Below are 12934 nucleotides of genomic sequence, written 5' to 3'. Positions count from 1 at the left end.
ATTCCATGCGCGGCAACATCGTCATCGCCGGTATCGGGCACACCGCCTACGGCAAGCTTCCAGGCCGCTCAACGACGTCGCTGAACGTCGAAGCCTCGAGAAAGGCCATGGCGGATGCGGGTATCGAAAAGGAGGCCGTGGACGCTGTTTTCGTCAAGTATCCGACATCCCAGTACCGCATGATGTACGGACAGACAATCGCTGAGGCGCTCGGGTTGCACCCGCGCATCGGTGGTGTGTGGGACCAGGGCGGTGCCACCAACATTTCGATGATCTCTTACGCCGCAATGGCTATTGAGCACGGGCAATGCGAGGTGGCGCTGGTCACCATCGCCGACAATCCCCGCACCGGGACACGCCAAGCCTATGAGAAAGGCTGGGGAGACGACGCCGTGTACGGCTGGTTCGGGACGCCCGCCGGCTACGCCATGATTGCACGCAGGCATATGGAGCAGTACGGGACAAGCGATTTGGATCTGGGTGCCATCGCTGTCGCATCCCGTGCGCATGGGGCGCTCAACCCGCATGCCCAATTGCGTAAACCGCTCTCACTCGCGGAATACGAGCAGTCCCGACTCGTCGTCGATCCGCTGCGCCGCGACGATTGTTGCCTCATTTCCGACGGAGGCGCGGCGGTCGTGCTGATGAGCAGCACACGCGCAACAGCACTCGGCGCCCACGGCGTACCCATCCTTGGATTCGGCCAAGGTCAGACGTCATGGGATGTCGCGCAGCGACCCGACCTGACGACAACCGCTGCGGCCATATCAGCGCGCACGGCGTTCGAGATGGCACGTATGACGCCCGCCGACATCGACGTCGCCCAGCTCTACGACTGTTTCACGATCGCGCCGCTGATGACCCTGGAGGACTACGGATTCTGTGCCAAAGGTGAGGGCGGCAAGTTCGTGCGCGACGGCGCCATCGAGCGCGGTGGGACACTACCGATCAACACCAGCGGCGGCCTGCTTTCCGAAACAGGAATGCCGGGAATGCAACTTGTCATCGAAGGCGTCCGCCAGCTGAGGGCCACCTCCACCGCACAGGTCTCAGACGCCTCGACCTGCATCATCAGTAATCAGGGAGGAATCATGACGACCCATTCGACCCTCATTCTGGGTGACCGGTGATCGAGGCACCACTTCCGGAGATCACACCCCTGACCGAGCCCTACTGGACCGGTCTGGCCGAGGGACGCCTGCTTTTTCAGCGCTGTTCACAGTGCGAGCATGCCTGGCTGCCCGCGCGGGAAGAATGCCCACGGTGTTTGGTCGGAGAGCCAAACGTGAAGTGGGAAGCCTCCGCCGGCACCGGCCGCCTGATCAGCTGGGTGGTCTACCACCACGCGCCCCACGAGTTCTTCCGCGAACGCGTTCCGTACACCGTGGCGATCATCGAACTCGACGAAGGACCTCGCCTCATCAGCACGCTCACCGGACGGCAACCGACCATGGATGCACCCGTGATACTGCGCCCCGAACAAGTGGGTGGCATCACGGTAACGTCCTTCGAGATCAGCCGCGACGAGCACCCGAACGGCGACGACGATGCGACATGACCTGACCTCGGAGCAATACCACGAACTACAGCTGCACTGCCGTAACTGGGGCCGCTGGGGGCCCGACGACGAGATCGGCACCGCCAACCTGATCGAGCCTGGCACTGTCCTGCGGGCCGCGAGCCTGGTCCGTACCGGACAGGTCTACCCGCTGGCACTGCCTCTGGACCGCAACGGCCCTCAAACTGGGCAAGGCTTGACGGGCCGATCCAACATCCAGCACTACATGGCGCGCGACGGCGGTGACATCGCGGCCGCAGCCGGCCTGGAGCCACGCTTCGACGGCACCGACGATGTGGTGCAGCTCTACCTACAGGCCGGCACTCAATGGGATGCCTTGGCGCACGCCTTCTATGACAACCAGATGTACAACGGCCGCCCCACCACCGACGTAACCAGCGCCGGGGCCGCACGCAACGCCGTGACAGGCTTGGCTGACCGGGCGGTGGGGCGCGGCGTGCTGCTCGATGTAGCACGCGACGAGGGTGTGCAGTGGTTGGAGCCGGGTACAGGGATCGACAGCGGTGACCTCCAACGCTGCGCCGATCGACAAGGCGTCGAAGTCGGCGCGGGCGACTTCCTGCTTGTCCGTACCGGGCAGCTCGCCCAGGTGCGCGACCGCGGATCGTGGGCTGATTACGCCGGTGGAGACGCCCCGGGATTATCCGTCGACGCCACGCGCTTCCTGTGCTCCCGCGACGTCGCAGCCGTGGCCGCCGATACCTGGGGTTTGGAAGTACGTCCCTCTGAAGGAGGATTGGTCAATCCAGTCCACGTCCTGCTGATGGTCAATGCCGGGATACATCTGGGCGAGATGTGGGATATGGAAGCCTTGGCCGCGGACTGCGCTGCAGACAACACCTACGAGTTCCTGGTTGTGGCCCCGCCATTGAACATCACCGGAGCAGTCGGCTCGCCCGTCACACCGCTGGCCATCCGCTGAGCGGGCGTCGTTGTCGCGACGTTGATGCCAGATTCGCGTCTGCGGAGAGTCTGCAGTGAAATCCGCTCAGCCGGCTGCGGCGCTGAACACCGAGTGCGCGCGGTTCGGGTCGAAGTACTCCGTGTACTCGATGATTTTTCCTTCGCGCATCCGCAGCAGCAGCACGTAATCGTTGGTGTATGTGCCGCCGCCGGACAAGATCACAGAAGACTCCGCGATCGCCATCGCGAGCTCGGGATCACTCGTGGAATACACGTCGCGTTTGACCCAGCGAACCTGTCGGAAGATTGCTGCAACGGAGGACAAGAACCCCTCGCATTGCGAACGACCCTGCAGCTCTTTGGGATAGCCGTCGACGATGTAGGGAAACCTCATTGTCAGATGGTCGTCGAACATCGCAAACAGACCGTTGAGGTCGAGCTCTTCAAATGCCGACATGTACGCGAGAAGTCCCTGTGTGGGCGTCATCATTGGACTCACCTCGAGGTTGCCTGCCACTGTCACTCCTTTGCAGATTGCCGGTGCGCCGGGCCCGTACGTCGCAGCCGCTGGGTGGTCAGAACCCCGGCGGTCATACATGACCGCCCGCGCGCAACGACTTCAACTCCTCGTCGCCGATACCGAGCGCGCCGTAGATCTCGGTGTTGTGCGCCCCCAACTCCCAAGGACCTGTCCACCGCACCCGCCCCGGCGTGCGGTCTAAGCGCGGAACTACGTTCTGGGACAAGAAATCACCGAAATGTACGTCGTGGTGGACGACCAATGACTCGCGATCGCGGAAGTGCGGGTCGGCCACGATGTCGGCGACCGAGTAGACCGGACCCGCAACGACTTCGTGTCGGGTGAGGATCTGATCAAGCTCGGCTGCATCGTGGGCGGCAACCCATTCGGCAACAAGTTGTTCCAGTTCCTGCTGATGGGCTGCACGGCCGACGTGGGTGTCGTAGCGAGGGTCGGTCGCCAGGTCGGGGCGGCCCATCGCCTCACACAATCGCGTGAAGATCTGATCCTGATTCGCCGCGATCACAATCCATTTGCCGTCGCGCGACGCGAACAGGTTCGACGGTGAGACCCCGGGTAACCCGGTGCCGGACGGCCCCCGGATCTGACCCAGCTTGTCGAATTCGGCGAAGGCACTCTCCATCATCGCCATGGCTGATTCGGCCAAGGAGACGTCGATGACCTGACCGCGGCCGCTATGAGTCCGCTCGTGCAGCGCCGCCAACACGCCTTGGGACGCGAACATTCCCGCCAGGGTGTCCCCCAATGACAGACCGGTGCGCGGTGGGGGCATGTCGGGGTAGCCGTTGATGTAGCGCATGCCACCCATCGCCTCGCCCACCGCAGCGTATCCCGGCCGAGCAGCGTAGGGACCTGTCTGACCGTAGCCAGAGATGCGGGCCAGAATCAGTCCTGGATTCGAGCTGGACAGGCGGCCATAGCCGAGCCCCCATTTTTCCAACGTGCCGGGCCGGAAATTCTCCACGACGACGTCGCAGGTGTCGCACAGTCGGGTGAAGATGTCGACACCCTCGGCGGTGCGTAGATTGGCTGTCACCAACTTTTTGTTGCGGGACTGCACCGCCCACCACAACGCACGACCTTCGTAGGTGCCGCGCCCCCAGAAGCGCATCGGGTCCGGCCGATCCGGTGCCTCCACTTTGATGACCTCGGCGCCGAGATCAGCCAGCATCCGCGTGGCCGTGGACGCTGCAAGGATTGTCCCCAGTTCGATTACACGCAGGCCCTGCAGCGGCCCCACTTCCACCGCGCTAGGCATGCGCATTGCCCGCTACGCGCTGTGCACCGGCGTCCATCGTGGCACGGGCGAGCTCCTCGAAGTAGGTCAGAGCGCCCGGGTTAGCCAGGGCGTCGGCGCTGACCACGGCGTCGGTTCGTGCGCCCATGAGGATACGTTTGACCGGAACCTCGAGTAGTTTTCCGGAGAGTGTGCGCGGCACATCAGCAACAGCGTGTACCTCATCGGGCACATGCCGAGGTGAACATTCCCGTCGGATCAGCGCTTGGATCGCCGCAGTCAACGAATCGTCGAGCACTACGGCATCCCGCAGCACCACGAACAGCATGACCCACCCTTGAGTGCCTTCGCGCGGAACATCCACCACCAGCGCATCGACCACCTCGTCCAGGCCGAGAACAGCCCGGTAGACCTCCGCCGTGCCGATTCTGACACCGCCACGGTTGATTGTGGAGTCAGAGCGACCGTGAATGATCGCACCGCCGCTTGGGGTCATCTCGACCCAATCTCCGTGCCGCCACACTCCCGGGTAGGTCTCGAAGTACGCGTCACGCAGACGCTCGCCCGAGTCGTCGCCCCACAACCGGATTGGCATCGAGGGCATCGGTTCAGTGATGACCAACTCGCCCACCTCCCCCCGCACCGGCAGCCCGCGTACGTCCCAGGCCGCGACCGCAGCGCCCAGTGCGGGGGCTTGCAGCTCTCCGCGACGCACAGGAAGGCTGGGAACCCCGCCCAGGAAGGAGGTACAGACGTCGGTACCACCGCTGGTGGAGAACAGCCAAATATGTTGTCCTACACGCTGGTACACCCAGTCGAAACCTTCGGGTGTCAACGGCGAGCCGGTGGAGCCGATGGCACGGACACTGGACAGGTCGAATTGCTCGCGGGGGCCAGATCAGCTTTCGCACATGCTGACAGAAAGCTCGCACTGGCACCGAAGATGGTGACGCCGGCGTGCTCGGCCAAGCCCCAGAGAACGTCGGGTCCGGGGTGGGTTGGGCTACCGTCGTACAACACAATCGACGCCGGAGTCAGCAAGCACCCCACGAGGAAGTTCCACATGGTCCAACCCGTGGTCGTGAACCACAGGATTCGGTCTCCGCTGCGAGCGTCGACGTGCAGGCTCATCATCTTGAGATGCTCGAGAAGAATGCCGCCTTGACTGTGCACTATCGCTTTCGGCAATCCGGTTGTACCACTGCTGTACAGGACCCACAACGGGTGCTCGAACGGCAACTCGGCGAACTCGAGCTGTTCAGGTGAGGCCGGCGCCACCAGCGTCGACCAGGGTCGCGTCCCCGGGATGGGGGCGTCATCGAGATACGGCAGTCCGAATACCGCCTGCACCGTGGGCAGCCCACCCATCAACTCTCGCAGGGCATCTCGTCTGTCAAAGTCCTTGCCCCCGTAGCGGTAGCCATCCACGGTGAGCAGAACTTTGGGCCTGATTTGAGTGAAGCGGTCAAGCACCGCGCGAACACCGAATTCTGGTGCCGCACTGGACCACACCGCGCCGATAGACGCGCATGCCAGGAACGCGGCGACGGTCTCGGGGAGGTTGGGCAGGTAGGCCGCAACGACGTCGCCGGGCCCGACACCCAATGACGTCAGCGTGTGCGCTATTCCAGCGGTTTCGGTTTTGAGTCGTCCCCAAGTCCAGGCATCGAGTGGCCGCAGCTCCGAGGCGTGTTGCAGCGCGATGGCGTCGTCAGCGCGGTCGCGAAAGACGTGGCGGGCGTAGCTCAACTGCGCACCCGGGAACCATTCGGCACCCGGCATGGCTCGAGAACCCATGGCCGCGAGGGCCGGCACCGAAGCTTCGACACGGAAGTAGTCCCAGACCGCGGCCCAGAAGACAGCGACGTCCTCCGTCGACCACGCCCACAGATCCGCGTACTCAGAAACGTCACGGCCGGTACGCGACCCGACCCATTTTGCGAAATCGGTGATCGCGGCGTCGTCGATCCCAGATTTATCAGGCTCCCAGCTCGGCTCGTCAGCCCCATGCACACTCACTGGTTTGTGGCTCTCCTTGGCTTGTTGGTCGATTGAACCGGCGCACACGCGCCCCACCCGTCTGGAGGCGCGCTCAGTAAGGATGCGGTCGCGCAGCGCCGTCGATGCGCAGTGTCACACCGTTGAGATAGGGGTTCTCGATGATGTGGTGCACGAAGGTGGCGAACTCCACCGGGTCACCGAGGCGGCGTGGATGGGGCACCTGCTCCACCACCTGCGTGGCCCCGGCACCGCGAAGCATGGCAGTGTCGAAGGCGCCGGGAGCCACACTGACCACCCGAATCGCCGAGGATGCCAGGCGGCGGGCCGCGGGCAAAGTCAGGGATACGACCGCACCCTTGGTGGCCGCATACGCCGGATTGGTACCGTCATACGCCGCAATCGACGAGGTTGTGACGATAACGCCTCGATCGCCGTCTCGAGGTTCGAGCCTGGACATCGATCGGGCGGCGTACTGCATCACGTTGAACGTTCCGGTGATGTTGATGTCGACAATCCGACGAAAACTCGCCAGTGCCTCCACTGGCTGCTCACCGTGCACGGAGATGGGCATTGCCACTCCGGCGCCGTGGACCACAGCCCGCAACGCTCCCAACTCGTCGGCCACACCGAAGGCTTTGTTCATGTCCTCGGCACTGGTGACGTCGCCCGCTACGAAGGTGACGTTGTCCGCCTGTGCTGCAACCTCATCACCACTGTGTCCTGGCAGATCAACCACCACAACGTGTGCAGCAACCTGTGCTAGCTGCAGCGCAGCGGCCCGCCCGAGTCCCGCGGCACCCCCGGTGACGAGTGCGATCTGGCCCTCGAGTTTCACGATCGGGCCGCCGCGGTGTCTTGCTGAGCTGCCGTGAGTGTGACACCGGCGAAAGTGCCTTGGTCCCACCAGTTGTCGATCATCACCCAGTAGTCGGCCTCGTTGCCCAAGTACATGTTGAGGAAGAACGCGTGATCGGCGTCTCCTTGTCCGTTGTAGTAACCGGGGGTGCACATGCTCCAGTAACCCGAGCGAATGTTGTAGACCTCCATGCACACCGACCGCCACTGCAGGGCTGCATCCTCTGTTGCCTCCATCTGGGCGATGCCGTGCTCCACCGCGTGAGCGACCAGGCGGGCGGCGTGACGAGCCTTTTGCTCGAGCATGTACACCACGTTGACGGTGAATCCGTTCTGACTGACTCCCAGCTCGAGATAGTTCGGAAAGTTCGGAGTCAAGAAACCGTGCAGAGTTATGTTCCCGTCCGCGTAGTACTCACGAAGCGAGATCCCGTCGCGACCGATGAGGTCGTAGCCGTAGCGGCTGGCGTGCGAGGTGCCGGTTTCGAAGCCGGTGGCGAAGATGATCAGGTCCACCTCGTGATGAACACCATCGACGACGAACCCGTCCGCGGTAATGCGCTCAAGCCCTTGCGGGGAAGCCACCAGCTCCACATTGTCGCGGTTGAGCGCCGGATAGAAGTCGTCATTGAAACACGGCCGCTTGCACATGACGCCGTACCACGGCTTGAGGAGTTCAGCCAGCTGCGGGTCGTCGATCTCTTCCTCGATCCGCCTGTGCGCCTGCTGCACTCGAATCATGTCGGCCAGCTCGGCAACGGCGATCTGATCTTCCAAAGCCAGTGTGGAGACTGGAACGTCAACGAGGTGTTGGCCGTTGGCCTCACCGAAGATCCAGGTCCAGGCATCTGCGACGAGATTTTCCTCCTGCGGATAGCCATTGAGGATCTGGATGTGGTTGTGCATCCGCTCAGCGCGCCAGTTCGGCCGCAGCGACGCCGCCCATTGAGGATCGGTCGGCTCATTGTGCCGCGGGCCGACATTGGTGGGCGTGCGCTGCACCACATAGAGCTTGTCCGCGGAGGTGGCAACCGGGGCCACCGCCTGAATGCCTGTGGCACCCGTACCGACGATGGCAACCCGCTTGTCGGCCAACTTGTCGAGGCCACCATCGGGATTACCTCCGGTGTACTCGTAATCCCAGCGAGCGGTGTGCATGATCTTGCCGGCGAAGTCGGCGATGCCGGGCACACGCGGTATTTGCGGCTTGTTGAGCGGTCCGTTGGCGCGCAGCAAGTGGCGTGCCTCGATGACGTCCCCACGATTGGTACGCACGACCCACACACTGTCGGCACCGTTCCACTCGGCTCCACTGACGGTGGTTTGGAAGAGTGCCCGTTCGTAGAGCTCGAAGTGCCGGCCGATGCGACGGGCGTGCTCGAGGATCTCGGGGCCGAACACCCAACGTGATGTCGGTATGTAGCCCGTCTCCTCCAACAGCGGCAGGTAGAGGTAGGACTCGATGTCGCATTGCAAGCCCGGATACCGGTTCCAGTACCAGGTTCCGCCGAAGTCACCGCCCTGCTCCACAATTCGGAAACTGGTCACCCCGAGCTTGGTGAGCTCGGCTGCTGCCAGCAGACCGCCAAAACCTCCCCCCAGAACCACAGCGTCGAGATGCAAATGTTGCGGTTCCCGGTCGATCGGCTCTGACCACGGGTCAGACGAGTCGATCTCCACGGTGTCGCCGAGTCCCAGCCACTGGTTTGCGCCATCCGGACGTAGCCGCTTGGCCCGTTCCTCTGCGTACTTCTGGCGGACCAGATCCGGGTCGAAGTCGACCTCAATGGGGAGGCCGGAAACGGGAAGTTTGGTGATCATCAGAAGACGCTCCTTCACAGCAGCACTGGTGCGGCACAGCCGCGGCGTGTGCAAGCGACGCTATTTCGCTCGCGCAGCCGGCCCTAGCCCGCGTCCGCGGCGAGTTGTGGCCCGCTACAACGGCGCATTACTTCGAAGGGCAGCTGAGACAACAGTCGCGTGCTTTAGAGCGCTACTGGGTTACCGGCTCGACCGCAGTCACGTCGACTCTTGAACCCCGTCGCTGGGGCGGTTCAACCCCCGTTAGAGGCCCGCAACGGGGTGGCTCTGTTCAGCCACCAGCTTGGTCAGCAGCGAGGACAGCTGTCGCTGCTCCTCAGGTTCAAGCACGGCGAAGAACCGACTGTGCACATCGTTTTGCATCTGCAGGCCCGGTTCTATCAACCTCGCTCCATCAGCAGTGATACCGACTTCGTACTGTCGGCGATCAGAACCGGTGGACCTGTCGCGCTCGATAAGACGCCGCTTCTCCAGAGTCTTCAACACACCGGCGAGAGCCTGGCGGGATACCCCGGAGAGCTTGCAGATATCTCGGGTGGACATGTCACCAAAAATCCACAGCATGGCCAAGACACGGAACCCAGCGGTCGGACAGTCGATCTGTTGGTGCACCGCCTCAGATTCCCGATGTCCGAGCAATGTCAAAGCCCGCTTCAGATTGGTCGATAACCTCAGTGCGTCGCTGTCGAGATCTGGGTCACGGTTGACTAACACCGTATCTATGTAGTCAGCCATTTCATGTGCAGAAACTCGTGCCGGATCGAGAACCGGCGAGCGCAACGCGGGCTGTGCCATATCCCTCCGCTGTGAGAATCGATGCTTACCGGCAACGCGGCCGGACAAACCAACAGTCCAAGCGCTACTCGCTCAACCCCGTGGACTCAGTGCGAACACCCGAACGTGGGCCCGACCTCGCAGAGCATACCGCCGGGTCTGCCAGCTCCGGGCCAGGAACGAACAACAGGTTTCGAGGCGAGGTCGAAGCGTCGCCCGTGCGGTGGCAATCGTTCCAGACTCATGCACTTACACCACCAGGGTCGAAGCCTCCGCCTCGGATCGACAAGCCGGCTGCCGACACCTCGAACTGGTTGATCCCAGCCTCGCTGTACATCGTCACAATCTGTTCGCAGCGGGGGCGCCAAAACAGAGTCGCGGTTCCTAGGCTCAGCGGATTCACCTGTAACCCATACTGCGGCCTGCCGGAGGCTGCCGAAGAAGGAGCGACCCGATGTCTGATTCGTTGCAGAAAGAAATTCGGCGTTTCAGCGACCGCCAACAAATTTACGACACCATCAACTCCTTCGCGCGCGGCGCTGACCGACTCGACCGCGAACTGTACGAGTCCGCCTGTCATCCCGATGTTGTACTCGACTACGGGTTCTTCCTCGGCGGGCGTGACGAGTTCTACGAATGGATGCAGAAAATGCTCATCGAGCAGCGGCACAGCACACAGCACCTGCTGGCCAATCACAACGTGGACATCGATGGCGACATCGCACATGTGGAGACTTACTTCATCAACAGCAGCGTGAACAAACAGGGAAAGCCGTTCGGGATGACGGGTGGCCGTTACATCGACCAGCTCATTCGTCACAACGGTGGATGGGCGATCACCAAACGGGTGGTACTCACGGACTGGCAGCTACCGCTGGCCGGCGACGCGTTCGAGCAAGCGGTTCCCCGAACATCGACAGCCTGCCGCCCCGCCAACAGGCTCTCGCCCGTACAAAAGAACTCAGTCGTAGAGATCTTCAGGATGTGAGCTACCAACGCCCGCTGACCATCTCGCCCTCCCGACTCGGAATACCGGCCGATCCGTCCCCGGGACACTGACCTCCGGTTGATGCTTGCGACCGATCCGGCTTCGCGGCCTCGTACGGCGCAGCCGATGCCGCAGGTGATTGAAATGCCGCACCAGCCGGCGGCTGGACGTTGTGGCCTTGCACAAAGCTTGACTCTGCCCGTGGCGGGCCAGCCCGCGACAGTAGAGGCCGCACGCCCTGCACGGCGGACACGTCCAATGCTTCCCCTCATCCCCGCATGTGCATTCGTCATCGGTGGCGCCCAGGCTCTGGAACAGATTTCCGGACCCGCACTGCCCTCTCACCCGTACGCGGAATGGAGATCCGCACAAGCCGCCCAAAATACGCCGCTGGTCGCTCGCCTGAGCTGGCTACCGTAGCCGTCTGACGGCCGTCGAGATACTTGCCCGCTGGTCCGCCGGTTGCGCACCCGGCCTTGAAATGTCGTCTAGCTCGCCAGTTCGTGCGCCAAACAGGAGATTTCATGAGTTCTAGCGAAACACCTACAGCAGTTCAGGTCCTGATCGTCGGCGCCGGCTTCGGGGGCCTCCGGGCGCTGGATGTCATGCGGCAACGCGGACGTTCGAGCGTTCTCCTCGAGGCGGGAGAAGGCGTTGGTGGAACGTGGTATTGGAACCGATACCCCGGAGCTCGCGTCGATGTCGAGTCCCTGGAGTACTCGTACTCGTTCCGAGATGACTTGCAGCAGGACTGGAGCTGGTCGGAGAAGTACGCCGGCCAACCGGAGGTTGAGCGTTACCTGAACTGGATCGCCGATAGGCTCGATCTTCGGCCGGACATCCGTTTCGGGCGACGCGTTACATCGATGGAGTACGACGAGACCACCAAGCTGTGGCGGTCTGTGGCCGAGGTTAGCGGCGGCGGCACAGAAGTGTACGAATCGCCGAACGTCGTGTTGGCGACCGGTTTCCTCTCGGTTCCGACCTTCCCCACCATCCCGGGCCTCGACAGCTTCGGGGGTACTCTCGTCCACACCGGCCAGTGGCCGGAGCCCGGACCTCAGATCGATGGTCAACGAGTAGGTGTCGTCGGCACCGGCGCCAGCGGAGTCCAGGTTGTCCAGTCCTGTGCCGGCAAAGCCCGACACCTGGCAGTCTTCCAGCGGTCAGCCAATTGGTGCTTCCCACTGCGTAACAAACCTATGGACCCTGATTATGAACGGTTCGTCAAGGACAACTACGCCGAGATCCGTGCCCTCGAGCAGGAGTGCCGCGGTCCCGGAATGGTACTGATGGATGGCCGGATAGCGCGCCCCGAGACGCGCAATGCCATGGATATCGGTCGCGGTGAACGTATCTCGGACTTTGAGTGGAGATGGCAGGCAGGCGGCGTCCATCTCGGGCGCAGCTTCGTTGATCTCGTTCGTGACGAAGCTGCCAACAACGAACTGCGAGCATTCCTCGAGAGGAAAATTCGAGAAATGGTTCACGACCAAGAGATCGCCGAGAAACTCATACCCAAGCACCCGCCTCTGTCGCGTCGCCCCCCTGGTGAGGGAGGCTATTACGAGGCCTTCAACCGAGCAGACGTGGAACTCGTCGATATTGCTGACGACCCCATCGCCGAGATCGTGGCTGAAGGTGTGCGGCTGCAGAGAGGGGCCTTGCACCAACTGGACGTCCTCATCTTCGCCACCGGATTCGACGGCGGCTCGGGAGCGGCGCTGCGTATCGACATCCGCGGCCGCGACGGCGTTCAGCTGCGCGAGCACTGGAAGGACGGCGTTCGCACCGTGCTGGGCATGATGACCTCGAAATTCCCGAATCTCTTCATGCTGCTCGGCCCTCAGTCGCCAGCCTTCCATTTCTCCCCGCCGACACTGGCCGACTTCCAGAGCACCTACGTGGACGAGGTGCTCCAGACCATGGCCGACAAGGGGCTGACCGAGATCGAGGCGCGCGAGGAGGCTGAGGTCGAGTGGACGGAGCACGTTACCGCTCTGTACGCGGGCACGTTGATCTGGAAGACCGACAGCTGGTGGCTAGGCTCCAACATTCCTGGCAAGCCCCGCCAGGGCTTGGCCTACAGCGGCGGATTCGCCAACTACCGGACCCTCGCTCTCGAAGCGCAGACCGGCCTCAACGCCTTCGTGACCGCCTGACGGCGGGCGCAAGGGATCCGCGTGCAGCCCATCACTGCCCAGGATCACACAGCACCGGCGACTAACGACGACC

The 12934-nt window shown here is 62.9% G+C and carries 12 protein-coding genes and 1 pseudogene; 6 read left to right on the top strand and 7 right to left on the bottom strand.

From position 1 onward, the window contains the following. The first annotated feature begins 5 nt into the window (after positions 1-5). The 4 genes and pseudogenes from BVC93_RS21780 to BVC93_RS21770 all read left to right on the top strand — a co-directional run bounded on the left by BVC93_RS21780 (position 6) and on the right by BVC93_RS21770 (position 2501). A complete protein-coding gene (locus BVC93_RS21780; RefSeq protein ID WP_083739282.1) occupies positions 6-1130 on the top strand; it encodes a thiolase C-terminal domain-containing protein in 1125 nt (374 codons plus the stop codon). Beyond that, positions 1127-1231: pseudogene (locus tag BVC93_RS34795) on the top strand (zinc ribbon domain-containing protein); the annotation flags it as partial. The gene BVC93_RS21780 and the pseudogene BVC93_RS34795, both read left to right, overlap by 4 nt. Before the next feature lie 54 nt (positions 1232-1285). Then, positions 1286-1558 (top strand): Zn-ribbon domain-containing OB-fold protein, encoded by a 273-nt coding sequence (locus BVC93_RS34125; protein ID WP_236950059.1) that lies wholly within the window; start codon positions 1286-1288, stop codon positions 1556-1558. Then, entirely contained in the window at positions 1548-2501 is a 954-nt protein-coding gene (locus tag BVC93_RS21770) for a cyclase family protein (RefSeq protein ID WP_083739281.1), read from the top strand. The genes BVC93_RS34125 and BVC93_RS21770 overlap by 11 nt, the downstream gene beginning before the upstream one ends. Before the next feature lie 66 nt (positions 2502-2567). Here the strand turns inward: BVC93_RS21770 and BVC93_RS21765 are convergent, their stop codons facing one another. The 7 genes from BVC93_RS21765 to BVC93_RS21740 all read right to left on the bottom strand — a co-directional run bounded on the left by BVC93_RS21765 (position 2568) and on the right by BVC93_RS21740 (position 9732). Beyond that, complete coding sequence (locus BVC93_RS21765) at positions 2568-2999, bottom strand: nuclear transport factor 2 family protein (RefSeq protein ID WP_192860056.1); 432 nt, start codon at positions 2997-2999, stop codon at positions 2568-2570. 73 nt (positions 3000-3072) lie between these two features. After that, on the bottom strand, positions 3073-4281 hold the full coding sequence (locus BVC93_RS21760; RefSeq protein ID WP_083741226.1) for a CaiB/BaiF CoA transferase family protein: 1209 nt from the start codon (positions 4279-4281) through the stop codon (positions 3073-3075). Continuing rightward, the gene (locus BVC93_RS34435; protein ID WP_335583100.1) at positions 4274-5071 is read right to left on the bottom strand and encodes an AMP-binding enzyme; all 798 of its coding nucleotides are present in this window, start codon (positions 5069-5071) and stop codon (positions 4274-4276) included. The genes BVC93_RS21760 and BVC93_RS34435 overlap by 8 nt, the downstream gene beginning before the upstream one ends. Before the next feature lie 20 nt (positions 5072-5091). Continuing rightward, positions 5092-6279: an AMP-binding protein gene (locus tag BVC93_RS21755; protein ID WP_250638130.1), complete on the bottom strand. Its 1188-nt coding sequence runs from the start codon at positions 6277-6279 to the stop codon at positions 5092-5094. 73 nt (positions 6280-6352) lie between these two features. Beyond that, complete coding sequence (locus tag BVC93_RS21750; RefSeq protein WP_083739279.1) at positions 6353-7096, bottom strand: SDR family NAD(P)-dependent oxidoreductase; 744 nt, start codon at positions 7094-7096, stop codon at positions 6353-6355. Continuing rightward, entirely contained in the window at positions 7093-8937 is a 1845-nt protein-coding gene (locus tag BVC93_RS21745) for a flavin-containing monooxygenase (protein ID WP_083739278.1), read from the bottom strand. The genes BVC93_RS21750 and BVC93_RS21745 overlap by 4 nt, the downstream gene beginning before the upstream one ends. Positions 8938-9180: 243 nt before the next feature. Next, positions 9181-9732 (bottom strand): MarR family winged helix-turn-helix transcriptional regulator, encoded by a 552-nt coding sequence (locus BVC93_RS21740; protein ID WP_083739277.1) that lies wholly within the window; start codon positions 9730-9732, stop codon positions 9181-9183. Positions 9733-10165: 433 nt separating this feature from the next. On the opposite strand from BVC93_RS21740, the gene BVC93_RS21735 reads away from it, so the two are divergent. Together BVC93_RS21735 and BVC93_RS21730 are read left to right on the top strand one after the other, a co-directional pair. Next, positions 10166-10699, top strand: coding sequence for a nuclear transport factor 2 family protein (locus BVC93_RS21735; RefSeq protein ID WP_083739276.1), 534 nt, complete (start codon positions 10166-10168; stop codon positions 10697-10699). A 524-nt stretch (positions 10700-11223) separates the two neighbouring features. After that, positions 11224-12861, top strand: coding sequence for a flavin-containing monooxygenase (locus BVC93_RS21730; protein ID WP_157517024.1), 1638 nt, complete (start codon positions 11224-11226; stop codon positions 12859-12861). Positions 12862-12934 lie beyond the last annotated feature (73 nt).

It is taken from the genome of Mycobacterium sp. MS1601 (assembly GCF_001984215.1).
GTDB lineage: Bacteria > Actinomycetota > Actinomycetes > Mycobacteriales > Mycobacteriaceae > Mycobacterium.
Note: the sequence above shows the minus strand (reverse complement) of the source record. Positions and strands in the feature narration are given on the sequence as shown.

Excerpts from the sequence above, each read along its gene's own strand:
- BVC93_RS21740 (WP_083739277.1), bottom strand. The coding sequence starts at position 9,732 with ATGGCACAGCCCGCGTTGCGCTCGCCGGTTCTCGATCCGGCACGAGTT.
- BVC93_RS21745 (WP_083739278.1), bottom strand. The coding sequence starts at position 8,937 with ATGATCACCAAACTTCCCGTTTCCGGCCTCCCCATTGAGGTCGACTTC.
- BVC93_RS21780 (WP_083739282.1), top strand. The coding sequence starts at position 6 with ATGCGCGGCAACATCGTCATCGCCGGTATCGGGCACACCGCCTACGGC.
- BVC93_RS21760 (WP_083741226.1), bottom strand. The coding sequence starts at position 4,281 with ATGCCTAGCGCGGTGGAAGTGGGGCCGCTGCAGGGCCTGCGTGTAATC.
- BVC93_RS21730 (WP_157517024.1), top strand. The coding sequence starts at position 11,224 with ATGAGTTCTAGCGAAACACCTACAGCAGTTCAGGTCCTGATCGTCGGC.
- BVC93_RS21735 (WP_083739276.1), top strand. The coding sequence starts at position 10,166 with ATGTCTGATTCGTTGCAGAAAGAAATTCGGCGTTTCAGCGACCGCCAA.
- BVC93_RS21770 (WP_083739281.1), top strand. The coding sequence starts at position 1,548 with ATGCGACATGACCTGACCTCGGAGCAATACCACGAACTACAGCTGCAC.